Origin of the sequence: Campylobacter geochelonis (genome assembly GCF_013201685.1) — a bacterium.
GTDB classification, from domain to species: Bacteria; Campylobacterota; Campylobacteria; order Campylobacterales; family Campylobacteraceae; genus Campylobacter_B; species Campylobacter_B geochelonis.
In genome coordinates, this window is sequence record NZ_CP053844.1 from 1,105,572 (window position 1) to 1,130,835 (window position 25,264).

The 25,264-nt window shown below is 34.5% G+C and carries 25 protein-coding genes; 11 read left to right on the forward strand and 14 right to left on the reverse strand.

Annotated elements, in window-relative coordinates:
* Positions 1–9 precede the first annotated feature (9 nt).
* From ruvA to CGEO_RS05145, 5 genes are read right to left on the reverse strand one after another with little or no spacing between them, the layout of a single operon-like run.
* Entirely contained in the window at positions 10–564 is a 555-nt protein-coding gene (gene ruvA / locus CGEO_RS05125; protein WP_075494623.1) for a Holliday junction branch migration protein RuvA, read from the reverse strand.
* Positions 561–1,112, reverse strand: coding sequence for a hypothetical protein (locus CGEO_RS05130; RefSeq protein ID WP_075494622.1), 552 nt, complete (start codon positions 1,110–1,112; stop codon positions 561–563). The genes ruvA and CGEO_RS05130 overlap by 4 nt, the downstream gene beginning before the upstream one ends.
* Positions 1,109–2,023: an MlaD family protein gene (locus CGEO_RS05135; RefSeq protein ID WP_075494621.1), complete on the reverse strand. Its 915-nt coding sequence runs from the start codon at positions 2,021–2,023 to the stop codon at positions 1,109–1,111. Before CGEO_RS05135 ends, CGEO_RS05130 begins: the two co-directional genes overlap by 4 nt.
* A complete protein-coding gene (locus CGEO_RS05140) occupies positions 2,024–2,755 on the reverse strand; it encodes an ABC transporter ATP-binding protein (RefSeq protein WP_075540317.1) in 732 nt (243 codons plus the stop codon).
* 10 nt (positions 2,756–2,765) lie between these two features.
* The gene (locus CGEO_RS05145; protein WP_075540318.1) at positions 2,766–3,875 is read right to left on the reverse strand and encodes an MlaE family ABC transporter permease; all 1,110 of its coding nucleotides are present in this window, start codon (positions 3,873–3,875) and stop codon (positions 2,766–2,768) included.
* Between the two features lie 89 nt (positions 3,876–3,964).
* Here CGEO_RS05145 and murJ point away from each other — a divergent pair, with 89 nt between their 5' ends.
* The 11 genes from murJ to CGEO_RS05200 all read left to right on the forward strand — a co-directional run bounded on the left by murJ (position 3,965) and on the right by CGEO_RS05200 (position 15,882).
* Complete coding sequence (murJ, locus tag CGEO_RS05150) at positions 3,965–5,383, forward strand: murein biosynthesis integral membrane protein MurJ (RefSeq protein ID WP_075531677.1); 1,419 nt, start codon at positions 3,965–3,967, stop codon at positions 5,381–5,383.
* On the forward strand, positions 5,383–6,768 hold the full coding sequence (gene cysS, locus CGEO_RS05155) for a cysteine--tRNA ligase (RefSeq protein WP_075540319.1): 1,386 nt from the start codon (positions 5,383–5,385) through the stop codon (positions 6,766–6,768). The genes murJ and cysS overlap by 1 nt, the downstream gene beginning before the upstream one ends.
* Positions 6,765–8,489, forward strand: coding sequence for an ABC transporter ATP-binding protein (locus CGEO_RS05160; protein ID WP_075494687.1), 1,725 nt, complete (start codon positions 6,765–6,767; stop codon positions 8,487–8,489). The genes cysS and CGEO_RS05160 overlap by 4 nt, the downstream gene beginning before the upstream one ends.
* Positions 8,490–8,551: 62 nt before the next feature.
* The gene (locus CGEO_RS05165; protein WP_075540320.1) at positions 8,552–9,619 is read left to right on the forward strand and encodes a quinone-dependent dihydroorotate dehydrogenase; all 1,068 of its coding nucleotides are present in this window, start codon (positions 8,552–8,554) and stop codon (positions 9,617–9,619) included.
* Positions 9,620–9,621: 2 nt separating this feature from the next.
* Positions 9,622–10,866 carry a M16 family metallopeptidase gene (locus tag CGEO_RS05170; protein ID WP_075540321.1) on the forward strand — a complete coding sequence of 415 codons (1,245 nt, stop codon included), beginning with the start codon at positions 9,622–9,624 and terminating at the stop codon, positions 10,864–10,866.
* A gap of 2 nt (positions 10,867–10,868) precedes the next feature.
* Positions 10,869–11,765, forward strand: coding sequence for a 4-hydroxy-tetrahydrodipicolinate synthase (gene dapA / locus CGEO_RS05175; protein ID WP_075494615.1), 897 nt, complete (start codon positions 10,869–10,871; stop codon positions 11,763–11,765).
* On the forward strand, positions 11,765–12,544 hold the full coding sequence (locus CGEO_RS05180) for an enoyl-ACP reductase (protein WP_075494614.1): 780 nt from the start codon (positions 11,765–11,767) through the stop codon (positions 12,542–12,544). The genes dapA and CGEO_RS05180 overlap by 1 nt, the downstream gene beginning before the upstream one ends.
* Positions 12,541–13,092 carry a CDP-diacylglycerol--glycerol-3-phosphate 3-phosphatidyltransferase gene (pgsA, locus tag CGEO_RS05185; RefSeq protein ID WP_075494613.1) on the forward strand — a complete coding sequence of 184 codons (552 nt, stop codon included), beginning with the start codon at positions 12,541–12,543 and terminating at the stop codon, positions 13,090–13,092. Before CGEO_RS05180 ends, pgsA begins: the two co-directional genes overlap by 4 nt.
* A 17-nt stretch (positions 13,093–13,109) precedes the next feature.
* Complete coding sequence (gene rseP / locus CGEO_RS05190) at positions 13,110–14,432, forward strand: RIP metalloprotease RseP (protein WP_422851326.1); 1,323 nt, start codon at positions 13,110–13,112, stop codon at positions 14,430–14,432.
* Entirely contained in the window at positions 14,425–15,075 is a 651-nt protein-coding gene (locus CGEO_RS05195; protein WP_075540323.1) for a YggS family pyridoxal phosphate-dependent enzyme, read from the forward strand. Before rseP ends, CGEO_RS05195 begins: the two co-directional genes overlap by 8 nt.
* A 36-nt stretch (positions 15,076–15,111) precedes the next feature.
* Complete coding sequence (locus CGEO_RS05200; RefSeq protein ID WP_075540324.1) at positions 15,112–15,882, forward strand: 3'(2'),5'-bisphosphate nucleotidase CysQ family protein; 771 nt, start codon at positions 15,112–15,114, stop codon at positions 15,880–15,882.
* Positions 15,883–16,627: 745 nt separating this feature from the next.
* Here CGEO_RS05200 and CGEO_RS05205 read toward each other — a convergent pair.
* From CGEO_RS05205 to CGEO_RS05245, 9 genes are all read right to left on the reverse strand, one after another.
* A complete protein-coding gene (locus CGEO_RS05205) occupies positions 16,628–17,068 on the reverse strand; it encodes a hypothetical protein (RefSeq protein WP_075531645.1) in 441 nt (146 codons plus the stop codon).
* 522 nt (positions 17,069–17,590) lie between these two features.
* Positions 17,591–18,076, reverse strand: a complete 486-nt coding sequence (locus CGEO_RS05210; RefSeq protein ID WP_075494608.1) for a flavodoxin domain-containing protein — start codon at positions 18,074–18,076, stop codon at positions 17,591–17,593.
* Positions 18,077–18,094: 18 nt separating this feature from the next.
* On the reverse strand, positions 18,095–18,649 hold the full coding sequence (locus CGEO_RS05215) for a 2-oxoglutarate:acceptor oxidoreductase subunit OorC (RefSeq protein ID WP_075494607.1): 555 nt from the start codon (positions 18,647–18,649) through the stop codon (positions 18,095–18,097).
* On the reverse strand, positions 18,646–19,491 hold the full coding sequence (locus tag CGEO_RS05220) for a 2-oxoglutarate ferredoxin oxidoreductase subunit beta (protein WP_075494606.1): 846 nt from the start codon (positions 19,489–19,491) through the stop codon (positions 18,646–18,648). Before CGEO_RS05220 ends, CGEO_RS05215 begins: the two co-directional genes overlap by 4 nt.
* A 1-nt stretch (position 19,492) precedes the next feature.
* Positions 19,493–20,614 (reverse strand): 2-oxoglutarate synthase subunit alpha, encoded by a 1,122-nt coding sequence (locus CGEO_RS05225; protein WP_075494605.1) that lies wholly within the window; start codon positions 20,612–20,614, stop codon positions 19,493–19,495.
* Positions 20,611–20,928, reverse strand: coding sequence for a 4Fe-4S binding protein (locus tag CGEO_RS05230; protein WP_172658150.1), 318 nt, complete (start codon positions 20,926–20,928; stop codon positions 20,611–20,613). The genes CGEO_RS05225 and CGEO_RS05230 overlap by 4 nt, the downstream gene beginning before the upstream one ends.
* Before the next feature lie 9 nt (positions 20,929–20,937).
* On the reverse strand, positions 20,938–21,813 hold the full coding sequence (gene sucD / locus CGEO_RS05235) for a succinate--CoA ligase subunit alpha (protein ID WP_075540325.1): 876 nt from the start codon (positions 21,811–21,813) through the stop codon (positions 20,938–20,940).
* Positions 21,814–21,828: 15 nt separating this feature from the next.
* Positions 21,829–22,995, reverse strand: coding sequence for an ADP-forming succinate--CoA ligase subunit beta (sucC, locus tag CGEO_RS05240; protein WP_075494602.1), 1,167 nt, complete (start codon positions 22,993–22,995; stop codon positions 21,829–21,831).
* A gap of 65 nt (positions 22,996–23,060) precedes the next feature.
* Complete coding sequence (locus CGEO_RS05245) at positions 23,061–25,253, reverse strand: NADP-dependent isocitrate dehydrogenase (RefSeq protein WP_075540326.1); 2,193 nt, start codon at positions 25,251–25,253, stop codon at positions 23,061–23,063.
* Positions 25,254–25,264 lie beyond the last annotated feature (11 nt).

The window sequence follows — 25,264 nt, forward strand, 5'->3', positions numbered from 1 at the left end:
ATTCTCTCCTTATGCTAGCTTTTTTAAAGCTTCTTTTATCAAATCACTCGTATTTGTCGAACTACAAGTTGATAGTACTTTTAAAATTTTATCTCTTTTAAACCCAAGACTTTCAAGTGCTAAAGCACTTTCGTTTTTATAACTCTCAACACCCTCTTCGCTTATCAGTTTTGCATCGCTTAACTCTGCTAACATTTTTCTAGCTGTCTTTGGACCGATGCCTGGAACAGTTGTTAAAGTCGCCACATCGCCATTTATTACCGCGTTTGTAAAGCTAGTAGCCGATAAGCTTGAACAAACCGCCATAGCAGTACTTGGCCCAATCCCGCTAACTTTTATAAGCACTTCAAACATCTTTTGCTCTTTTACATCTAAAAAGCCATAGAGTAGATTCGCATCCTCTCTTATAACTGGAGTTGTAATTAGCTCTACTTTTTCGCCTTTGGTTAAATTTGCACTCGTATTTAGTGATATGATAATGCCATAACTTACTCCACCTACGGTTTTTAGCACGGCAAATCCAGGCTCTTTTTTAGTTATAACTCCCTCAACTGCTGCTATCATTTAAGCTCGCTTATAAGTTTATCAACCGTTTGATTTACCGAAATATCCATATATTTTAAAATAGTTTGCGCGCTTGGATCTGGCACAAAGATATGGTTTTTTATAATGCCTGATTTTGTCGAAACATCATCTTTTAGTAAATCATATCCTAAAATCATCTCAGCTTGATCGCCATTTACTTGCAAAGATATCATCTCGGTTCTTAGCGTAAAGTCGCCTTTTTTAGGTGTAAAAGACTGCCTAAACTCGCACTGAGAAGCCACTGCGCTAACGATTGCTTTATAAACCATCTCGCTTGGCAAGGTTACAAATTTAACCCCTTGTAGATATCTTATGTTGTTTTTAAAATCAACGATTAAAATATCTCTGCTATCGGCTAAATTTAGCGCTTGTATGTTTGAAACATAAATGCTTTTTGGATTTTCTATCTTGTGTTCGCAAATTTTGCCTTTATAAGTTATCTCATAGTATTGATAAGGCTGCGCTTTTTTGGCTAGACAGCCCGCAAACAAGGCTGCAAAAAGCGGTAAAAGTAGAAATTTTTTCATCTTTTTTCCTTTTGTGTAGTATCTCTAAAAAAGAAGTCATATGGGTTATCTTCAAGCCTAAATAGGGATGATTGAAACTCTCTTAAAACTTTTTTAAGCTCGATTAGTGAAAGCGTTGCTTCATGAAGCGTTGGGTTTATCATATCTTTTAGGTTATAATTTCCTTTTTCCATGTCGCTATTTACTAGCTTTAAAGTCCTATTTAGCGTAGCTGAAGTCATCGTCCATGATAGGATAAATTTATCGCTATTTTTTATAAGTTTGTCTAAATTTGACGCTATTTGCGTTTTGTTTTGATCAAATTCTTTTAAAATGCTATCAGTTGAGGCTAAAATCGAGCTTATTTTTGTAGAGCTTTCGTTATCATCTAGTTTTTTGGTTATTGAATTGATTGATTCTAAAGTTTGAGATAAATTTGCTAAATTTTCATCAGAAAAGAGTAAATTTAGCTTCTCAAGCGATACTGTTATCTTCTCTCCTATATTTTCTGCCTTGCTAAATAGCCCAAAATCAAGCTTTAAAATGGGCTTTTCGCCATCTTTAAAACCCTCGCCGACACCTTTTGTGATATTTAAATTTGCTATTCCGCTAAGTCCTTGAATTTCAACTCTTGCTAAACTGTCTTTTTTGATAGGAAAATTTGATTGAAGTTTTAGCTCTATCTCGATAGTGCCAAAATCGCTATCTTTTTCAAACCTTATCTTTTTAACTATACCTGCTGGAACTCCGATGTATTTAACTTGCGAACCCTCTTTTAAGCCACTTGGAAGCTCTTTTGTATGGATATAATACGCTGAATAGTTTAAATTTGGATCTGTTTTTGTAGTAATCCACCAAAAAAACGACACCACACCCACCACAGCTAAAATGACAAAAATTCCAACTATCGTATATGAGCTTTTATTTTCCATTTATCCCCTTCTCATCTGAAATAGCTCTTTTAAAGGATTATTTTTAAGCTCTTTTATCTCTTTTATGCTTCCTTCAAAAGCTATTTTTTTGTTATCAATTATCAAAAATCTATCAAATATGTTAAAGATACTATCAACATCATGAGTTACCATAGCAACCGTGATGCCTAAATTATCTCTTAGTTCAAGCACTAGCTCATCGAGCTTTCTAGCTCCGATTGGATCAAGTCCGCTATTTGGCTCATCTAAAAACAAAATTTTTGGGCTTAAAACAAGCGCTCTAGCAAGTGCGGCTCGTTTTTTCATACCACCACTTAACTCGCTTGGAAAAAGTGTGGCTGCTTTTTTATCAAGACCAACTTTTTGTATCCAAAACATCGCTATTTCATCGATTTGACTCTTACTTAGAGTGCTATACTCGCGAAGCAAAACGCCAACATTATCAAGCACGCTCATCGATGAGTAAAGCGCGCCAAACTGAAACATAACGCCAGTTTGTAGCTTTATCTCTTCTCTTTTACTCTCTTTAAGCTTCCACAAATTCTGCCCGAACATAAAAATATCGCCACTTTTTGGCTCTTTTAGATAAATCAACGTCTTCATAAGTGTAGTTTTACCGCTTCCACTTCCGCCTAAAAAGCCGTAAATTTCGGCATTATTTATATGAAAACTAACATTATCGTGGATTATCCTATCTCCAAAAGCAGTTGTGATATTTTTAGCTTCTATCATCAAAATCCTATCATAACGATGTTTGAGAGAAAAATATAGCAAAAACAGCGTCTATTGCTATAACCCAAAATATCGCATTTACAACGCTTGTAGTGGTTAAAGTCCCAAGGCTTTGAGTATTTCCTTTAACTTCAAACCCACGAAAGCAACCAACCAAAGCTATAATTAGCCCAAAAAATGGTGCTTTTATCATTCCAACGATAAAGTGTCTAACGCCAACAAATTCCTTAAATCTATCAACATAAGTTGAAAAACTTATATCAAGATACCAGTTTGCTACTAAAATTTGCCCAGCCAAACTTGCCATATCAGCTAGAAATATCACAAGTGGAGTTATGATGACCATTGCGATAATTCTGGGCATAACAAGAAAGATAAAAGGATCAAAACTCATAGTCTTCATCGCATCTATCTCTTCAGTTATCTTCATAACGCCAATTTGCGCTGTAAAAGATGAAGCTGAGCGTCCAGCCATAACAATAGCTGCAATCAAAGGCCCAAGTTCGCGAAGAGTAAGCATTCCCATTATCTCGATAACATAAATAGAAGCGCCAAACCTTGATAACATACCAGCGCCGATATAAACAAGCACAACGCCGATTAAAAAGCAGGTTAAACAAACGATGAAAATAGCATTTATTCCTGCGTATTTACAGTGATTACTCACCTCTTTTAGGCGAATTTTACTAGGATTTAGTAGCGTATAGACAAATTTAGAAAAAAGTTCGCCGATAAAATATGCAAAATTTAAAAAACTCTCATAAGCCTCGATTGCACTCTTGCCTATATCTTCTAAAATGGTGCTTTTAGGGCTTTGTGGTATGTAGTTAAAATCGACATTTTTATCATCAATTAACTTAAAAATATCGCTATAACTTTGGCTTGAGTTTACAAATTTAAATTTATCTTTAAATTTAAGCTCAAACTCATGCAAGATTATCGCCATAGCGTAATCAAGCTTAGTAACGCTAGATAAATTTAAAGCGATATTTTGATTTTTATTTATGATATTTTTTATTGTGTTAATAGACTTTTTTGAAGCCTTATATGTCCAATCACCAACTAAAGAAATTTCAACAAAATTTGGGTTGTTTTCTATCTCCACGCGACTATTGTTCAAAATTCTTTCCCTTGAATGATTTTTAAATAAGCAAAATTATAGTAGAATTACACTTTATCTTGTCTGAATAATGGATACATAGCACTTTGATAGTAAAAAAATTCGCCTTTTTAAAAGGCTTTTTCACCAACAGTTTTGGAATTTTAACCTCTCGAGTTTTAGGGCTTTTAAGGGATTTGCTTACGGCAAATGTTTTAGGCGCTGGAGTGTGGAGCGATATATTTTTTGTAGCATTTAAACTGCCAAATTTATTTAGACGTTTGTTTGGGGAAGGTGCTTTTACGCAGTCCTTTTTACCAGGTTTTGTCGCCTCTAAGAAAAAAGGAATTTTTGCAGCGAGTGTTTTTATCCGCTTTTTTCTTTTTTTACTTTTTTTAACAACTTTGGTTATGGTTTTTGCGCCATTTTTTACTAAATTTATCGCACTTGGCTTTGATAAAACGACAATCGAAATGTCTGTGCCATATGTGATGATAAATTTTTGGTATTTGGTTTTTATATTTTTAGTTACGCTTTTTGCTTCGCTTTTGCAGTATCGTGGGCATTTCGCAACGACTGCATTTTCAACTGCGCTATTAAATTTAGCTATGATTGGAGCACTTTTTTTAGCCAAAGGAAAAAGTCAAGAGCTAGCTGTTCTGTACTTAAGTATCGGTGTTGTAACTGGTGGCGTGCTTCAAGCGCTCGTTCACATCATCGCTTTGCAGCATACTGGGATGCTAAGAGTCTTTTTAGGCGGATTTAAAAAGCTAATGCAGAAAAAAAACAAAAAAATAGCAAAAGATGAAACAAAAGGCTTTTATAAAAACTTTTTTCACGGAGTTGTTGGCTCAAGTGCGGCGCAAATCGGCTCTTTTATTGATACTTGGTTTGCAAGTTTTTTGGCCTTTGGAAGCATAAGTTATCTTTACTATACAAACAGAATTTTTCAACTCCCGCTTGCGCTTTTTGCCATCGCTCTTTCAACCGCGCTTTTTCCAAAGATAAGCAAACAGATAAAATCAGGAAATGACACTTTAGCGCTAAATTTACTCTCTCAAAGCTTTCACTTTTTGCTTGCTTTGCTTTTGTTTTCAACGATTGGCGGAGTTATGCTTTCTAAAGAGATAATAGCGCTTTTGTTTCAAAGAGGTGAGTTTACTAGCACAGATACGCTAAACTCAGCTCCAGTTTTAGTCGCTTACATGGTTGGACTTGTTCCTTTTGGTCTGGCTAAAATCTTCTCGCTTTGGCTATATGCAAAGATGAAGCAAAATATCGCTGCTAAGATAACAATCCAAACTTTAGTTCTAAATTTACTCCTTTGCGCGCTTTTGGTTAAACCTTTAGGTGCTAGTGGATTAGCGCTTGCAAGCTCTGTTGGTGGGCTTTACTTGCTTGTTATGAATATAAAAGAATTTGGCTTTAATAATTTTTTAGCTATAATCAGAGCTAAAAAAATCGCCGTGATTTTGGTGATTTGCTTAATCGAAATTTTAATATTATGGCTTTTTAAGGGTTTTATGTGATGGTTATATATGATAGTGTTTTGAAAAAAAAAGTTAAATTTGAACCGATTTGCGAAAATGAGGCAAGAATTTATGTCTGCGGTCCAACTGTGTATGATGATGCGCATTTAGGCCATGCAAAAAGTGCCATTAGCTTTGACTTGCTTAGACGAGTTTTAATCGCTTGTGGGTATAGAGTTAAATTTGTTAAAAACTTTACCGATATCGATGATAAAATTTTAAAAAAAATGGCTGAAAGTGGCAAAAGTTTAGAGCAAATCACATCTTTTTACATAGATAGATATCTTGCTGATATGAACGCTTTAAATGTCCTAAGAGCCGATATCGAACCAAAAGCAACACAAAGTTTAAAAGGCATTATAGAGTATATTTCAAATTTGCTTAGCCAAAATTTTGCATATAAACTTGATGATGGAATTTACTTTGATACCTCAAAAGATAGCAAATACCTTAGCTTAAGTGGCAAATTTGATAACAACGAAAAAATAGCACGAATCCAAAGCAATGAATGCAAAAAAGATAGTAAAGATTTTGTGCTTTGGAAATTTGATGAAAACTGGTATGAAAGCCCATTTGGCAAGGGTCGTCCAGGCTGGCACACTGAATGCGTGGCGATGATAAAAGAGCATTTAGAAAGTGAGGATTTTAAATTTAGTATTGATATTCACGCTGGAGGACTTGATCTGCTTTTTCCACACCATGAAAACGAAGCCGCACAATGCAGATGTAGCGAACATAAAAGCCTAGCAAAATACTGGATGCACAATGGCTTTGTCCAAGTAGATAACGAAAAGATGAGTAAGAGTTTAGGCAATAGCTTTTTTGTAAAAGATGCGCTAAATTTAGTCCCTGGCGAGGCTTTGAGGTATTATTTGATGAGTTCGCACTATAGAGCAAATTTTAACTACAGCATAAGCGATTTACAAGCTAGTAAAAAACGACTTGATAAAATTTACCGCCTTAAAAAGCGCCTTGGCGGAGCTAATAAAAGCGAAGTTAATGCCAAATTTAAAGATGAAATACTAAGCGCTTTAAGCGATGATTTAAACTCATCTTTAGCTCTTGCTAGCCTTGATATAATGGTAAATCAAGCAAATGAACAACTTGATAAAAGCCCAAAAGATAAAGCTTTTAAAGCGCAAACCTTAGCAAATTTAGACTTTGTTAAAGATGTTTTGGGAATTTTGGTTTGCGATGAGAATGAATACTTTCAATTTGGCGTAAATTTAGAAGAAAAAGAGCAAATTTCAGCGCTTATAAATGAACGAAATTTAGCCAAAAAAGAGAAAAATTTTGCAAAAGCAGATGAGATTAGAGAAATTTTAAACAACAAAGGAATTGCTATAATGGATACGGCAAATGGCACGATTTGGGAGAAAATATGAACGGAGTAAAAGAGGTTTTTAAAAGATTTAGCCCGTATATAAAAGACTACATCCCGCAATTTACGCTTGCAATCATCGGTATGCTAATGGCAGCTGGTGGCACATCAGCGACTGCTTGGCTTATTGAGCCGGTTTTAAATAAAATTTTTATAAACAAAGATGAAACCCTACTTTATATACTTCCTTATGCAATTATCGCAATTTATGCTATAAAAAGCGGCGGAACGTATATGCAGCGCTATTTTACCGTTTATATCGGACAAGATATCATCAGACAATTTCGCGAAAAAATGGTTAAAAACTTAATAAATTTGGATATGAAATTCTTTAATGAATTTCGCACAGGTGAACTTATCAGTAGAACCGTAAATGACATCGATAGAATTAGAAACATAGTTTCAAACATGATACCGGAGTTTTTTACAAATTTAATCCAAATTTTTGGACTTTTATGCGTTGTGATTTATCAAAGTCCAAAGCTTTCACTTTTTGCTTTGGTTGTCCTTCCTGCTGCGATTTATCCACTTTCCATACTTGCAAAAAAGATGAAAAAAATCTCAAAAAATGCTCAAGAAAAAACATCGGATATAACTTCAGCTTTAAGTGAAATTTATACAAATATCGAGATTATCAAAGCAAATAACGCAGAAAACAAAGAGATAAATCGCTTCAAAATAGAAAATGACAAATTTTTTAGACTAAATTTAAAATCGGTCAAAACAGGCGAGCTAGTAAGCCCTATAATGGAGACTTTAGGCGCGATTGGAATCGCAACCGTTATCATGATAGGCGGAAAAGAGGTTATCGATAACGAGATAACAGTGGGAAGCTTTTTTTCATTTTTAACCGCTTTGTTTATGCTTTATACGCCGGTTAAAAAAATCTCAAGTCTATATAACAGCATGCAAGATGCAGTAGCAGCGAGCGAAAGGACTTTTGAGCTTATAGATAAAGTTGCTTCTATCGTTGGTGGAAATGAGGAGTTTCCAAAAGCTGTAAAATCTATCCATTTTCAAGATGTTTGGTTAAAATACGATGATAAAGAGGTCTTAAAAGGGATAAATTTAAGCGCTTATAGAGGCGAGATGATAGCGCTAGTTGGAAACAGTGGCGGTGGCAAAACTTCTCTTATAAACTCACTTATGAGATTTTATGATATCTCAAGTGGAAATATTTTAGTAAACAATAGCGATTTATACGACTTTAGCCTACAAAGCGTTCGTGAAAACATCGGTTTAGTAAGCCAACGCGTCTATATCTTTAACGATACAGTGGCAAATAATGTCGCATATAGTGGCGAATTTGATGAAGAAAAAGTTATCAAAGCTTTAAAAATGGCAAATGCTTACGAGTTTGTAAGCAAACTAGAAAACGGCATAAATACGGTACTAAGCGAATTTGGTTCAAATTTAAGTGGCGGACAAAGGCAAAGGATTGCAATAGCTAGAATGCTTTATAAAAATCCGCAAATTATCATCTTAGATGAGGCAACTTCAGCGCTTGATAACACAAGCGAAAATGCCATAACTGAAGTGATAGAGAATTTGCGAAAAGATAAGATTATATTTGTTGTAGCGCATAGACTTTCAACAGTTAAAAATGCTACAAACATCGCTGTTATAAACAATGGCAAGGTTATAGGGTTTGGAGATGATGCGACATTAAGCTCTCAATGCGAGGCGTATATGAAGCTAAAAGGAACTTTTGAACTAAATAGTTAGCCGTTTTTAATCTAAATTTAGATAAAATGGCTACCGATTTTCATAAAAATATAGGTAAATTCATGTTTGATTACAGCACATTAAAAAAGATATTTTTCAAATTTCAGCCTGAAACTGCACATAACATCGCAGAATTCGGGCTTAAAAGCACAAATTTATTCCCTGGAATTCTAAGTTTTGTGGCAAATAAATTTGTTATAAACGACAAGGCGCTGCACCAAAATTTAATGGGTGCTAACTTTTATAACCCAGTTGGGCTTGCTGGTGGATTTGATAAAAATGCAACTATGCTAAGACCACTTGCTTCACTTGGTTTTGGCTATATGGAGTTTGGAACAATCACACCAAAAGCTCAAAGCGGAAACGAAAAACCACGCCTTTTTAGGCTCGTAGAAGATGAAAGCATACAAAATGCAATGGGGTTTAACAACGATGGTTGCGAGGCGGTTAAAAAAAATGTAGAAAAAATTTATCCATTTGCCGTTCCACTTATCGCAAATATCGGCAAAAACAAAATCACACCAAATGAAAATGCCATAGATGACTACGAGTTTTTAACTCGCGAATTTAGTGATTTTTGCAATATGTTTTTGATAAATGTTAGCTCGCCAAATACTCCAAATTTACGCGATTTGCAAGATGAGAGTTTTATAAATGAAATTTTTTCTAGCCTACAAAAAATCACAACTAAGCCAATTATCTTTAAAATTGCAGCTGATTTAGAACACGATAAGGCAATTTCACTTTGCAAAACTGCAGCAAATGCAGGAGCAGCAGCGATTGTTATAAACAATACAAGCATTGATTACTCGCTCTTGCCAAACATAAAAGAGCAAAAAGGCGGCATTAGCGGAAAGCTGATAACTCAAAAATCACGAGAGCTTTTTAAAGCCGTTGCAGATGAGCTTTATGGTGAAACGGTTTTGATTAGTTGTGGCGGGATTGATAGCGCAAAAGAAGCCTATAATCGCATAAAAATGGGTGCAAATTTAGTTCAAATTTACACATCTTTTATTTTCAAAGGTCCAAGTATCGTTAAAGATATCAACGAAGGTTTGCTAAAACTGCTTAAAGATGATGGCTTCACTCATATCAGCCAAGCTGTTGGCGTAGATGTTAAAAAAGGTTAAAAATGCTACCAAAATTTGAAAAAATAACTCTTGAAAATGAACTTGAAGTTTATCACATACCACTAAATTTAGGTAGTGATGTTATAAGCATAGATTTGTTTTATAAAGTTGGTTCAAGAAACGAAACGATGGGGAAAAGCGGAATCGCACATATGCTTGAACACCTAAATTTCAAATCAACCAAAACTCGCAAATCAGGCGAATTCGATAAGATAGTAAAAGGTTTTGGCGGGGTAAATAACGCCTCAACCGGCTTTGACTACACACACTATTTTATCAAATGTTCAAAGTCAAATTTAGATACTTCACTTGAACTATACGCCGATATAATGGCAAATTTAAACTTGCTTGATGAAGAGTTTAGACCAGAACGAGATGTCGTGCTTGAAGAGAGACTTTGGCGAACTGATAATAATCCAAGCGGATATCTGTTTTTTAGGCTCTATAATACAGCCTTTATCTACCATCCATATCACTGGACGCCAATAGGTTTTAAAGATGATATAAAAAACTGGAGTATTGAAGATATTCGCGAATTTCACGCTAAATTCTATCAACCAAAAAATGCAGTTTTGCTTATAAGTGGTGATATTAGCAAAGATGAGGCATTTAAGTATGCTAAAAAGCATTTTAATGATATAAAAAATAGTTGCGAAGTACCTGTTTTACATACTTTTGAGCCAAAACAAGATGGAGAAAAAACAGCGATTTTACACAAAGATAGCGAAGTTGAAATTCTAGCAATGGCGTATAAAATTCCACCATTTACCCATAAAGATAATGTTGCGCTTGATGCGATTAGTGAGTATTTAACAAACGGTAAAAGCGCGATTTTAAACCGAATTTTAGTCGATGAAAAAGAGCTTTTAAATCAAGTTGAGACTTATAACATGGCTGGAATAGATGAGAATTTATTTATAATCTTTGCGATATGTAATCCTGATGTAAAAGCACAAAGCGTAAAAGCTGAAATTTTAGAGATTTTAAATACTTTAAAAGAAAACGAGCTTGAAGATGATGATTTAACTAAGATTAAAAACAGCGTAAAAGCACAGTTTGTATACTCCTTAGACAGCGCTAGCAAGGTAGCATCTTTATATGGAAAATACATCGTTCAAGGCAACTTAGAAGAGCTTTTTAACCTTCAAGATAGAGTAAATGAACTTAACAAAGATGATATAAAAACGGTTTTTAACAGATATTTTAATAACGCAAATTTAACTACAATGATTTTAAGAAAGGATTGAAAATGGATAAAAATATAATAATAGGCGCAATGACAGCTCTTATAACCCCCTTTAAAGATGGAAAGCTAGATGAAGCAACATACGCAAAGCTTATAAAAAGACAAATCGATAATGGTATCGATGCTGTAGTTCCAGTAGGCACAACTGGCGAGAGTGCGACTTTAACCCATGATGAGCATAGAGTTTGTATAGAAATCGCCGTTGATGTATGTAAAAATACGCATGTAAAAGTTCTAGCAGGAGCAGGAAGCAACGCAACTCATGAGGCAGTTGGGCTGGCTAAATTTGCTCAAACTCATGGTGCTGATGGAATTCTTTCAGTCACTCCATACTACAACAAACCAACGCAAAATGGACTTTATCTTCACTATAAAGAGATAGCTTCTTCGGTAGAAATTCCAGTTTTACTCTATAATGTTCCAGGAAGAACAGGTTGTGAGATAGCAACAGATACTATTATAAAATTATTTAATGATTGCCAAAATATATATGGGGTAAAAGAGGCGAGTGGAAATATCGATAAATGCGTTGATTTACTAGCTCATGAACCTCGCCTTGTAGTTGTAAGCGGCGAAGATGCGATAAACTATCCGATTTTAAGCAATGGCGGAAAAGGCGTTATATCAGTTACTTCAAACCTGCTTCCTGATTACACCTCAAAGCTAACTCATCTTGCTATGGATAATGAGTTTTTAAAAGCAAAAGAGATAAATGATGCGATGTATAACATAAACAAAGTTATGTTTTGCGAAAGTAACCCAATACCAGTTAAAGCTGCGATGTATATAGCAGGACTTACTCCTACTTTAGAGTATAGACTGCCACTTTGCGAGCCAAGTAGCGAGAATATGAAAAAAATAGAAAATATAATGAAACAATATAATATAAAAGGATTTTAATGGATAGTTTTTTTAGGGATAAGACTTTAGTTATAAGTGGTGGAACAAGAGGTATAGGAAGAGCCATAGTGCTTGAGTTTGCAAAAGCAGGAGCAAATATAGCTTTTACTTATAACTCAAATGGCGAGCTAGCCGAGCAACAAGCAAAAGAACTAGCAAAAGAGTATGGTATAAAAGCTAAAGCTTACCCTTTTAATATACTTCAACCAGAAACTTATAAAGAACTTTTTTTAGAGATTGATAAGGATTTTGATAGAGTTGATTTTTTCATATCAAATGCTATTATTTCAGGGCGTGCAGTCGCTGGTGGATATACTAAATTTATGAAGTTAAAACCACGAGGCATAAACAACATCTTCACAGCTACGGTAAATGCCTTTGTAGTTGGCGCTCAAGAAGCAGCAAAACGTATGGAAAAAGTTGGTGGTGGAAGTATAGTTTCACTTAGTTCAACTGGAAACATAGTCTATATAGAAAACTACTCAGGTCATGGAACTGCAAAAGCTGCTGTTGAAGCCATGGCAAGATACGCCGCGACTGAGCTTGGTGAGAAAAACATAAGAGTTAATGTCGTCAGCGGAGGTCCTATTGAAACTGATGCTTTAAGAGCCTTTACAAACTACGAAGAAGTTAGAGATATCACAGCTAAACTTAGCCCACTTGGCAGAATGGGACAACCTGAGGATTTAGCTGGTGCGTGTCTTTTCCTATGTTCAGATAAAGCTAGCTGGGTAACTGGGCATACCTTTATCGTTGATGGTGGGACAACATTTAAATAATGCTAAATTTACCAAACATACTAGCCATTTTTAGGGTCGTTCTAGCCTTTTTGTTTTTTTTCTTGTTAGTAAATTCTAACCTTTTAGGCGGAATTCATCAAAGCTGGATAAACTATTTTGCTGCTTTAGTTTTTGTTATCGCTTCAGTTACTGACTTTTTCGATGGTTTTATAGCAAGAAGCTGGAACCAGATGACTAAATTTGGAGCGATTATAGATCCATTAGCTGATAAAATGCTAACCTTAGCCGGCTTTTTAGGACTTATGTTTATAGATAGAGCCAACCCGTGGGCGGTCTATCTTATACTTGTAAGAGAGTTTTTTATAACTGGTTTTAGAGTTATCATGGCAAGTGATGGCGTAGAAGTTGCTGCTAGTATGGCTGGTAAGGTTAAAACTGTTTTTCAAATGATAGCCATTGGCTTTTTAACTATGCAGTGGTTTGGGGGTGAAATTTTGCTTTGGATTGCTGTTTTATTAACACTATATTCAGGTTTTGAGTATATTTTTGCCTATATAAACGAGATGAAAAACAGGAGAGAAATTTGAGTAAAAAAACCCTAAATTTGGTGCTTGTGATAGCAGTTGCGGCGTTGGCTATTTGGCACTGGGGTCCGTATTTTTTAATAACAGTTTTAGCTATTTCATTTTTGATATTTTTCCATGAACTTGGACATTTTTTAGCAGCACGCCAACTTGGCGTTGTTGTCGAAACTTTTAGCGTTGGTTTTGGAGATAGAGTTTATAGCAAAAAAGTCGGCGACACTGAGTATTGTATAAGTGCGATTCCACTTGGTGGATATGTCAAGCTTAGAGGGCAAGATGATAGCGATCCAACGCTTAAAAACTATGATGAGGGAAGCTATACCTTGCTAAGTCCACTTGGTAGGATATATGTGCTTTTTGCTGGACCATTTTTTAACATTTTACTTGCATTTTTACTCTATGTCGCGCTTGGATATATCGGAGTTGAGAAAGTTTCGCCTGTAGTTGGGTATGTTTTAAAAGACTCAGCCGCTATGGAAGCTGGGATAAAAAAAGGCGATAAGATACTTGAAATTGGTGGACAAAAAATTCAAGATTGGGATGAGATAAAAAAATTTGTTGGACTTCAAAGCACAGATGTCGTTATCAAGCGAGACTCTCAAATCCTTACGCTAAATTTAACACCAAAAATCGGCGAAACTTATACTATATTTAACGAAAAGGTTCAAAAACCACTTATCGGTATAGCTCAGCGAGGCTCTACAACATTAACATATGAAAATGGCACAAAAATTGATGCAAAAAGTTATAAAGCAACGATAGATAAAAACAGCAAACAACTTGTATTAGAAGGAACAGCGACTCCAAATTCAAAGCTTGCTGTGAAGTTTTTTGATGATAGCACAAAAAGTTTTTATAGCGATGAAAATGGCAAATTTAAGGTCATAAGTGATGCGCCTATGCAAGATGTTGAGTATGTAACTATCTATAACAAAGGCTTTTCATCTATCACTTTTGCGCTAGATGAAACGATAAAAGCTTCAAAGCTCATAGTTATCGGACTTGAAAAGCTAATAACAGGCGTCGTGCCTATAAAAGAGATGGGCGGTATAGTCGCGATGACAGATATCACGACAAAAGCAGCAAGTATAAGCGTGTCGGTTTTGTTTATCATAGTGGCGTTAATATCGGTAAATTTAGGTATATTAAACCTACTTCCGATTCCGGTTCTTGATGGTGGGCATATCGTGTTTAATATATATGAACTTCTTTTTAAAAAGCCAGTTTCTCAACGAGTTTTTGCCGGTCTTAGCTATGCTGGAATGGCGTTTTTGTTCGCACTCATGGCATTTACTATAATAAATGATTTTTTAAGACTTAGTGGAGTTTATAACAATGGTTGATTTAAGAACGATTTTAGATACAATAGAAACTTCAAGGATAAAAGCTGGTTTTTGGGAGAATGTCGAGCTAGTAGCAGTGAGTAAAAATGTAACAGAAAATGAAGTTTTAAAACTTTTTAATCAAGGGCAAAGAGCCTTTGGCGAAAACAGAGTTCAAGAGTTAAAACGAAAGAACGAAATTTTAAGTGAGTATCCGATAAAATGGCATCTTATCGGAACTTTGCAAAGCAATAAAATAAACCAGATGATATCGCTTCGCCCTACTTTGTGGCAAAGTTGCAACTCGTATGAGTTGGCACTTGCGGTTGATAAAAGGCTTGATTATAAACTTGATACTTTGCTTGAGATTAATATCGCTGATGAGAGTAGTAAAAGTGGACTAGAGATAAATTTAGCAGTCGATTCATACCTGAAAATCAAAGATGAGTGCAAAAACATAAATCTTGTTGGCATAATGAGCATAGGCGCGCATACAGATGATGAAAAAGTCGTTCAAAAAAGCTTTGAAGATACATTTAAAATTTATCAAAATTTAGAAAAGCATGGCGCTAAAATTTGCTCTATGGGCATGAGTAGCGACTACGAACTAGCTATAAGTTGTGGCTCAAATATGGTCAGACTCGGAACGATTTTGTATAAATAAATTTTTAAAGCTAAAATAAGATAAAAGGAAGTTTGTATGAGTGAACTTGATATAGCGATTGCAGCAGCAAAAGAAGCAGGAGAAAAGATACTTGAGTTTCGCGAACTTGGCTTCAAACAAAAACTAAAAAGCGATAATTCTATAGTAACACAAGCAGATATATCGTCAAATGAAATCATTACCAACCATCTAAGCAAAACAGGCATTGCCATCTGCTCTGAAGAGTCGATAATAAATGATGATATAAGCGAGTATTGGCTTGTCGACCCACTTGATGGAACTGCAAATTTTGTTAAAAATAGTAATGATTTTTCTATCTTGATATCTCTAATAAGCTCTAATAAACCGATTTTAAGTGTAATTTATAGCCCTGTTTACAAGCAATGTATGAGTTGTAATGGCAAAAATATCTTTATAAACGGCGTTGAAATTTCAAACCTTAGAGTTGATATCAGCCCGAATATCTTGCTTAGCGGAATGCGAAAAAAAGTTGATGAAAGTGCAAATTTACGCGAAAAAATCAGACAAAATATAGACGGAGATATCATATCTGTTGGTTCTGGAATGAAATTTTATAAACTTGCACTTGGAAGTGCTGGAATTTATATAAGAAATAAAGTCTCGCACTCTTGGGATATCGCGGCTGGGGATTTGATAGTTCAAGCAAGTGGTGGAGTTATGGTTGGTATAAAAGATAAAAAAGAGCTTCAATACGACATCAAAACTCTTAGAAATGAGCCATTTATAGCTTTAAGCAAAGAAAACGTAAAGTACTTAGATAAATTTTTAAAGATAATAAATAGTTAAATTAAAATTATTTTATAGTTTTATACTCAACTTAAAAGTAAAAAATTTAGCTTTAAAAACATCAAATTTAACTCTTTTTTAAGTACGAAAATAAATTTTGAAAAAAGCGATTTGATGATATTTAATTTTAGCGCTACGGCAGATATAATTTTATAAATTGAAAAATAAATATTAATTTATATAATTTTATAAGCTTAATATTTTGCAAGATTATTTTTATGTTTTGATTTAAGACAATTTTATACCATCTTTAAATTTAGATAGTATTTTAAGCTCTTTAAGGTTTAAAACATAAATTTATTCGACTTTTTGCTTAAATTTAGCTATTTCAAAGTTACAAAAAGATGATTTTCAACCTTTTTGTGCCATTATATAAATTTAAATAAATTATATTTGTTTGTTTGATTATTAATTTTAAATTATTACTTTGCTTCAAAATATTTTGATTATTTTTAAATTTGAGATTAAAAATATAAATTTATTTGTCTTTTGCTTGGTAAATTTTTAACTTTATAAAAATTTTATATTTAATATATCAAAAAGAAGTATATTTTGATAGAGCAAGTAAATCAATATCAAAAAAGCTATTTTAAAAATTTAGTTATATTTTTAACTTTAAAGCTAAATTACATAAAATTACGTATAAATATAACTAAAACAAAGCGACTCTAACTTTTTTAACCTTTTTCCACGCCATGATATAAACAACAAAGACAACTATCGATAAAATCCCACCGCTTAGAATTTATACGATAAAAACAATGGCATAGATTTTAAACAAATCCACCTCTGTTATATTTGCAAGTTCAAAAAAAGTTTTAGGAGTGTAGTAAAGAAAAGCGATAAATGGGGCTAAACCTATAAATATAGATGAAAAAAGAGCGTGCGCGGGAAAGTTGTTTGTCACTATCAAAGAGATAACCACCATCAGTCCGCACAAAAGTATGAGATAAAGTATAGATTTTAGAAAATAATTATGAAGCGTTTTTGAGCAAGATAAAAAAGATACAATTTTCAAAGCCCTATAAACAAGTATGTAAGAAGCGAGAAATACGGCTATTAGCGACATTATCAACACATTTTTTGCCATTTGCAAATGCACATCTATACCTAAAAATCCAACCACAACTAACAAAACAAAATACAAAGGCAGGATATAAGCTGCATATAATGCCAGTTTAACCACATTTTGTAAATCTTTGCTATCTAAAAGTTGTATCGTTTGGACTTTGTGGATCTAAATTTGATGAGTTTAACTTAGGTGATTTTTAATTTGCCAAATTTGGATTTTTTGATAAAGACAATTTGGATTTTTCAGTGGAATTTTCTAAATTTAACTTCATTTTCTCACCTTTTAAAAACTATAGATAAATTTAATTATATAAACTTTTTGCTTTAAATTTAGTCTATTCTTTATAAATCTAAAGATAAATTTAAAATTTTCCCCTACTTTTAAGAAATTTATTCTCTTTTTTAAATCGATTTTTTATACTAAATTTAATAGTTTATAAGCAAGTCATTACAAACTAACGCCTTTAAAATATCTTTTATTTTTAAATTTATTAATGTGTTTAGCTTAAAAATTTACTATAAAAAACAGTGTTTTCTAAAAATATTTTAAATTTTCTAAGCTATAAAAAGCTCTTTAAATTTAAAATATTTGTCAAATTTGGCTAAGTTTTCAAAGCTCAAATTTGACAAATTTTACTTAAAACTCTTTTTTAACCTTTTCGCACCATTTTAAAACGCGACTTTTCCACTTGCTATCGCCCTTAAAATCAACGCAAAGTCCTATAAATTTATCATTTATAAATGCTGATGATTTTTCAAATTTATAGCCATCAAGTTCGCTTTGTCCGACTAAATTTGCACCCTTAATCTTAGGTAAAAAATCAACTATAGATGAACAAAAATTTTCAGCATGCCTTTCTTGGTTTCCTATCGATACAAGCGCAACAGTTTTCCCATGAAAATCAATCTCATCTAAAAGGTTGATTTTCTCAGCCCAATCATCTTGCAATGCGCCATCTCCATAGGTAGAAGAGGCAAATATAAATTTATTATATCTTTTAAAGTCCTCTGTATTAGCGCACTTAACATCATAGATATCAGCACTAAGGTTGTTGGCTATAAGCTCGCAAACCTCTTGTGTTGCACCGCTTGTACTTCCATAAAAAATAGCTAAATCATTCATAAAATCATCCTTTAAAACTCAATCTTCAAGCTCTTTAGCCGCATCTATACCTAAATCATAAGCTCTATTGTTCGCTGCTTTTACCTTTTCTGGAACAGTTGAAAGCATCTCCTCTCTAACGACCTCTTTATCCATAACTTTAGTAAACTCAACAGCAGCGCCAAGCGCAACCACGCTTTGAGTGATAACATTTCCAACTATATCTTTTGCTATGGTTATAATAGGAATTTCATAAATTTTCCATTTTTTTCTATCACTATCGTTTGGATGAACTAAATTTGGCTCAACAACTATAATACCACCCTCTTTTACGCCACTTTTAAAAGCGTCAAAACTAACTTGAGCAGTAGCTATCATAAAATCAATCGAACCCTCATCAGCATATGGATATAAAATTTCCTCATCAGAAAGTAAGATATCAACCTTAGTAGGTCCTCCTCTTACTTGAGATGTATAAGTTGAAGCCTTTACGCCATATCCGCCAGCATTTATCTTTGCAGCGGCTAAAATCTCGCCAGCTAGGATAACACCTTGTCCGCCAACGCCAACAAATCTTAGTTGATAACTACTCATACTATCTCCTTAAAATCTATCTTAGTGCCATTTTGCGCTGCTTGTATGACCTTTTTATACGCTTTTGTATACTCGATATGAGAGTTATCCTCATGAAGCACGCCTAAAGGAAATAGCCCTTTTTGCTCTTCTTCACTCATCTTATCAAATTTAACCTTGCTAGTACATCTTGACTCTATCCAGTTTAACATATCAGTAGCTTGAGCCATTTTGTTTTTTCTACCTAAATTTATATGACAGTTTGAAAAAACATCAAAAAAGCTATAGCCATCATGCTCAAAACCTTTTACAAAGAGCTTTGTTAGCCTATCTGCGTTTATAACATTTTCTCTAGCGACAAATGTGGCACCAGCAGCTGTTGCTAGTCTAGCAGCGTCAAAATTTGGATCTATGTTTCCTTTTTGAGCTGTTACAGTCCAAAAGCCTTGCGGTGTAGTTGGGCTAGTTTGTGAATTTGTAAGTCCGTAGATAAAGTTGTTTATCAAGATGTGGTTTAAGTTGATATTTCTTCTACAGCCGTGAATCGTATGATTTCCACCGATTGCTAAGCCATCGCCATCGCCAGTTACAACGATAACGTGTTTATCTGGATTTGCCATTTTAATACCAGTTGCGTAAGCTACAGCTCGTCCATGAGTCGTATGAACAGTGTTACAGTTTACATATGAGCTAAAGCGCCCACTACAGCCTATTCCACTCACTATACACACATCGTTCATATCCCAGCCAAGAGTATCGATAGCTCTTATAACTGCTTTTAGCACAACACCATCGCCACAACCCCAACACCAAAGAGTTGGCATCTTATCTGTTCTTAAATATTTATCATAATTAAAAGCCATCTTAAAACTCCTTAACTTTTTCTATGATTTCAGCTGGAGATATAGGACGTCCGTTTGCTTTAAAAAGCGTTTTTAAGTCATCTCTTAGCATAGTTCTTTCTATTTCATAGTAGTATTGACCCATATTTAACTCTACTACAAGAATTTTCTTAAATCTTTTGCCTATTTCTTTAAGCTCTTTTTCTGGGCTTGGCCATAAAGTTTTTGGTCTAAACAGACCTACTTTAATGCCATCTTTTCTTAGTTTATCAACCGCATTTCTAGCCGAAAGATTAACACTTCCATAAGCTATAATACAAATTTCAGCATCATCTAACATATACTCATCGACTTCGATAATCTCATCTTTATGGTTGTTGATTTTATCCATAAGCCTTTTCATGTTATATCCAACCATTTCGCCATTTTCTGTTGGAAAACCTGTTGGACCATGATGTAATCCAGTGATGTGGTATTTATAACCTTTAAAGAATGGATTTAGAGTAGCTGGCTCATCGGCTTTTGCCTCATATGGCTTATACTCTTTTGGATCTCCGCTAAACTCGCGTCTTTTTACTATCTTTAAATCTTTGATTTCAGGCAACATCGCTTTTGCTTGCATATGTCCTAAAGTCTCATCTAGTAGTACAAAAACTGGAGTCATAAATTTTTCAGCCAAATTAAACGCTCTAACCGTTTCACTATACGCCTCTTCTAGTGTTCCAGGACAAAGTGCAATGCTTTGAAAATCGCCATGAGTTGGATTTTTAGCCTGCATTATATCGCCTTGCGCAACACGAGTTGGAAGACCAGTTGATGGGCCACCACGCATAACATTTATAATAACAAGTGGAACTTCAGCGATAAATCCAAGTCCGATTTGCTCTGCTTTTAGTGAAATTCCAGGTCCGCTACTTGCTGTTAAAGCCTTAGCTCCACTCATAGAAGCACCAAGCGCAACACAAATTCCAGAAATTTCATCTTCCATTTGTATAAATCTACCGCCATTTTTAGGTAGTAAAACGCTCATTTCATGCGCAACTTCACTTGATGGAGTTATAGGATAACCGCCAAAAAAGTTACAGCCACACTCAACAGCTGCTTGTGCTGCTAGGATATTTCCTGTTGATATAACTTCTCTCATACGCTCTCCTTTAATTCCATATAGTTGTTACTTTTAATCGCCTCGGCTCGCTTTTTTGACTCTTCTGTGAGTTTTGCAAATTTAAAGCCTTTATCAGCAACATAAATAGCAAAATCCGGGCAGTGAGTTTCACAATCTCTACAGCCTATACAGCTGTTTGAGTCTAAAACTTCTATCATCATACCCTGGATTGAATACGGGTCATAACGCATGGCTAAAGTCCCACTAGGACAGTAGTCAACACAAATATTACAAGCCTTGCAGCGGGATTCATCTACCCATACAGCTGCGTCTTTAGGCTGTTCTATCATAATAGCTTCTCCTTATTTTAATATTTCTTTTAATTTTGAACCGATATGTGCAGGACTCTCTACAACATGAACTCCAACCGCACTTAAAGCTTTCATTTTACCAACAGCAGTTGAGTCCTCACCGCTAATAATAGCTCCAGCATGTCCCATTCTTTTGCCTTTTGGAGCTGATTGACCAGCTATAAAAGCAACTATTGGTTTAGTTATTTGCTCTTTTATAACTTTACAAGCTTCAATCTCCAAACTTCCACCAATCTCACCTATCATAACTATAGCTTTTGTATCAGGATCTGCTTCAAACATAGGTAAAAGCTCAGTATAAGTTAAACCTATGATGCTATCTCCGCCGATTCCAACAGCTGTTGAAATTCCATAACCCTCATTTATGATTTGGTTTGAACCTTCATAAGTTAGTGTTCCTGATTTTGAGATAAGACCTACATTAACTTTTGATTTTTTAAATACCATTCCAGGCATAATGCCAAGCTTGCACTCATCTGAGCTAATGATTCCTGGGCAATTTGGACCTATCATCATCATACCGCATTTATTTGCATAGTTTTTTGCAGCTATCATATCATTTACCGGAGTATGCTCTGTGATAACAACTGCTAGCTTTATACCAGCATTTGCAGCCTCTATAACACCATTAGCAACAAATTTAGCAGGAACAAAAATTAAACTAACAGTAGCTCCTGTTGCATCAACAGCTTCTTTAACTGTGTTAAAAACTGGTCTATCAAGATGAGTTTGACCGCCCTTAAATGGCGTAACTCCACCAACTATGTTTGTGCCATACGCAATGCATTGCTCTGCGTGAAAAGTTCCTTCTTTACCAGTAAAGCCTTGAACGATAACTTTTGTGTTTTTATCTACTAATATACTCATAAATTTATCCTTACATTAAGCATTTGCTAGTTCGACAGCTTTTCTAGCGCCGCTTTCTAGACCATCAACTGTTATGATATTTTCTATATTTGCACCTTTTAAAATATCAGCCGCCTCTTTTGCATTTGTTCCATCAAGTCTAACAACTACTGGAATATCAACTTTTGTAAGCTTTGTGGCTTCTAAAATTCCGTTTGCGATTCTATCGCATCTTACAATTCCGCCAAAGATATTTACAAAGATTGATTTTACATTTTTATCTCTTAAAATAATTTCAAAAGCTTTTGCAACGGTTTGAGGATTTGCCCCGCCTCCCACATCAAGGAAGTTTGCAGGCTTTCCGCCAACTGAGTTAATCGTATCCATCGTACCCATCGCCAAACCAGCGCCATTTACCATACAACCGATATTTCCATCAAGTTTTACATAGCTAAGTCCATGTTCTTTTGCCTCTACTTCGCTTGGCTCTTCTTCATCTAAATCTCTCATAGAAGCGATTTTTGGCTGACGAAATAATGCACTATCATCAAAGCCCATTTTAGCATCTAGTGGCATAAAGTCATTTTCTGCTGTTAAAACAAGCGGGTTAATCTCAACTAAATTTGCATCAGTTTTTGTATATAAGTTATAAAGAGATTTTACAATATTTCCAAATTTAAGGCTTAAATCTTTATCAAAATTTAAAAAACTAGCAACTTCAAGAGCGTGAAAATCGCAAAGCCCGATTTCTTGATCGATTAGCAAACTTTTTATAAGCTCTGGGTTATCATGCGATACCTCTTCTATGCTCATACCGCCACTTGCTGAAGCAATCAAGCCAACTTTTTCACTATTTCTATCAAAAGTAAAGCTTAGATAATACTCTTTTGCTATGTTACAACCCTTTTCGATATAAACTTTTTTAACAAGTTTTCCCTCAGGACCAGTTTGGGCTGTAACTAGCGTCATACCAAGAATTTGCTCGGCATATTTTTTAACATCATCAAGGCTTTTTGCGATTTTAACACCACCGCCAAGTCCTCGCCCGCCAGCGTGAATTTGTGCTTTTACAGCCCAAACACTTCCGCCAAGTCTTTTTGCTGCTTGCACTGCTTCATCCACACTTGTTGCTAACTCACCATCAGCCACATTTATACCAAAATCGCGGCACAGTTCTTTAGCTTGATACTCGTGAATATTCATATTTTACTCCTAAATCTTAATTTTAACTAAATTTTACTAATATATAATAAAAAACTTAAACCAAATTAACCCAAAATTCCATTTAGAGTTTTGCTACATCTCATAACAGAATTAACCTTTTTATCATCAAAAATGTAATAACCTCCTAAGTCTACTTTTTTACCTTGAACGTCTAAAAATTCGCCATTTATCTTATCTTCGTTTGCTTTTAAATCTTTTGAAATTTGCTCAAATTTATCTTTAAGTTCAGTTTTACTAAGCTCATCAGCAAGGTATAGTGCTAGATAAAAATGGCTGTTTCTATTATCTGGTTTTCCTACATCCTTACTTGGACTTTTATCATCTTTAAGCCATTTTGAAACCGCCTTATCAAGTGCTTTTGCTAAAATTTGTGCGTTTTTGTTGCCATTTGTTTCATAAAGATGTTCTAAGCTAACGATAAGTGCCATAAACTCACCCAAACTATCCCATCTTAGGTGATTTTCTTCTATAAGTTGTTGCACGTGTTTTGGCGCACTTCCACCAGCTCCTGTTTCAAACATACCGCCACCATTTAAAAGCGGAACGATTGAGAGCATTTTAGCGCTTGTTCCAAGCTCGATTATCGGATATAAATCTGTCAAATAATCCCTTAAAACATTGCCAGTTACGCTAATGCAGTCTTTTCCAGCTCTTATGATTTTATTTGATACTCTAACTGCTTCATCTGGGTTTAAAATTTCTATATCAAGCCCATTTAAATCATAGTTTTTAAGTTCATTTTCTACGATTTGTTTTAAATTTCTATCATGAGCGCGACGGTCATCTAGCCAAAAAATAGTTTTAAAACCAGTTATTTTAGCTCTATTTACAGCTAGTTTTATCCAGTTTTTTATAGCTTCATCTTTGGTTTGTGTCATCCTATAAATGTCGCCTTTTTGGACGCTAAATTTAAACACTTCAGCCCCACTACTATCTTTTACAATAACCTCTCCATCATCTTCTATGATAAAAGTTTTGTCATGACTTCCATATTCTTCAGCTTTTTTAGCCATTAAACCGATGTTTGAAACACTTCCTATGGTTGCTGGATTTAGCTCGCCATTTTCTTTTAGGTCTTTTATCATACTATCATAAACTATAGCATAAGATCTGTCTGGTATAACAGCTAAGCATTCAACAGCTTTGCCATCTTTATCCCACATTTTACCGCTATTGCGTATCATCGCAGGCATTGAAGCGTCGATGATAACATCGCTTGGAACGTGTAAATTTGTAACACCTTTATCGCTATCAACCATGCTTAAAAGTGGACTTTTTGCATAAATTTCATCAAATTTTGCATAAATTTTCTCTTTTATAGGTAAATTTTCTATCCTAGCAAATAGATCTTTTAAGCCATTATTTTCATTTACTCCAACACTTTTTAACTCATCTTTAAACTCGCTAAAAACTTCAGCAAAAAAGCCTTTAACAAAATGTCCAAAAATAACTGGATCACTTACCTTCATCATCGTAGCTTTTAAGTGAACTGAGTATAAAAGTTCTTTGTCTTTTGCATACTTTATACTATCTTTTACAAACTCATCAAGCTTTTTTGCGCTCATAAAAGTTGCATCTACAACTTCATCTTTAAGCACTTTTAAATCATCTTTTAAGACTTTTTTATCACCATTTTTAGCTATAAATTCAACGCTTAAATTTGTAGGCTCTTTAAAAACTTTGGATTTTTCATACTCATAAAAATCCCCACTATTCATATGATAAACTTCTGTTTTGCTATCTTTGCTCCATTTACCGTTTCTATGTGGGTTTGCTTTGGCATACTCTTTTACTGCATTTGCAGCACGCCTGTCCGAGTTACCCTCACGAAGCACAGGATTTACCGCACTTCCTAAGACTTTTGAGTAACGTTTTTTGATATCTTCTTCCTCTTTATTTTTTGGTTCATTTGGATAGTCTGGAACATCAAAACCCTTTTCTTGAAGCTCTTTTATACAAGCTTGAAGTTGTGGAAGAGAGGCTGAGATGTTTGGAAGCTTTATAATATTTGCTTTTGAATCTAGCGTTAATTTCCCTAAAATACTTAGATAATCATCGACTTTCTGACTATCTTTTAGCTTTTCTGGAAAAGTTGAAAGTACTCTAGCAGCTAAAGAAATATCTGCTTTTTCTATACTAATGCCAGCTTTTGCAAAAAAACTTTTTATAATAGGATATAGCGAAAAGGTCGCTAACGCGGGAGCTTCGTCTGTGTATGTGTATATGATATCACTCATTCATACTCCTT

Coding starts and splice junctions, on each gene's coding strand:
- CGEO_RS05225 (WP_075494605.1), bottom strand. CDS start 20,614: ATGAGAGAAGTTATATCAACAGGAAATATCCTAGCAGCACAAGCAGCT.
- dapA (WP_075494615.1), top strand. CDS start 10,869: ATGGATAAAAATATAATAATAGGCGCAATGACAGCTCTTATAACCCCC.
- CGEO_RS05140 (WP_075540317.1), bottom strand. CDS start 2,755: ATGATAGAAGCTAAAAATATCACAACTGCTTTTGGAGATAGGATAATC.
- CGEO_RS05210 (WP_075494608.1), bottom strand. CDS start 18,076: ATGAATGATTTAGCTATTTTTTATGGAAGTACAAGCGGTGCAACACAA.
- CGEO_RS05165 (WP_075540320.1), top strand. CDS start 8,552: ATGTTTGATTACAGCACATTAAAAAAGATATTTTTCAAATTTCAGCCT.
- CGEO_RS05170 (WP_075540321.1), top strand. CDS start 9,622: ATGCTACCAAAATTTGAAAAAATAACTCTTGAAAATGAACTTGAAGTT.
- CGEO_RS05215 (WP_075494607.1), bottom strand. CDS start 18,649: ATGAGTAGTTATCAACTAAGATTTGTTGGCGTTGGCGGACAAGGTGTT.
- CGEO_RS05160 (WP_075494687.1), top strand. CDS start 6,765: ATGAACGGAGTAAAAGAGGTTTTTAAAAGATTTAGCCCGTATATAAAA.
- CGEO_RS05180 (WP_075494614.1), top strand. CDS start 11,765: ATGGATAGTTTTTTTAGGGATAAGACTTTAGTTATAAGTGGTGGAACA.
- sucD (WP_075540325.1), bottom strand. CDS start 21,813: ATGAGTATATTAGTAGATAAAAACACAAAAGTTATCGTTCAAGGCTTT.
- cysS (WP_075540319.1), top strand. CDS start 5,383: ATGGTTATATATGATAGTGTTTTGAAAAAAAAAGTTAAATTTGAACCG.
- CGEO_RS05135 (WP_075494621.1), bottom strand. CDS start 2,023: ATGGAAAATAAAAGCTCATATACGATAGTTGGAATTTTTGTCATTTTA.
- sucC (WP_075494602.1), bottom strand. CDS start 22,995: ATGAATATTCACGAGTATCAAGCTAAAGAACTGTGCCGCGATTTTGGT.
- CGEO_RS05200 (WP_075540324.1), top strand. CDS start 15,112: ATGAGTGAACTTGATATAGCGATTGCAGCAGCAAAAGAAGCAGGAGAA.
- CGEO_RS05130 (WP_075494622.1), bottom strand. CDS start 1,112: ATGAAAAAATTTCTACTTTTACCGCTTTTTGCAGCCTTGTTTGCGGGC.
- CGEO_RS05220 (WP_075494606.1), bottom strand. CDS start 19,491: ATGGCTTTTAATTATGATAAATATTTAAGAACAGATAAGATGCCAACT.
- CGEO_RS05195 (WP_075540323.1), top strand. CDS start 14,425: ATGGTTGATTTAAGAACGATTTTAGATACAATAGAAACTTCAAGGATA.
- ruvA (WP_075494623.1), bottom strand. CDS start 564: ATGATAGCAGCAGTTGAGGGAGTTATAACTAAAAAAGAGCCTGGATTT.
- CGEO_RS05245 (WP_075540326.1), bottom strand. CDS start 25,253: ATGAGTGATATCATATACACATACACAGACGAAGCTCCCGCGTTAGCG.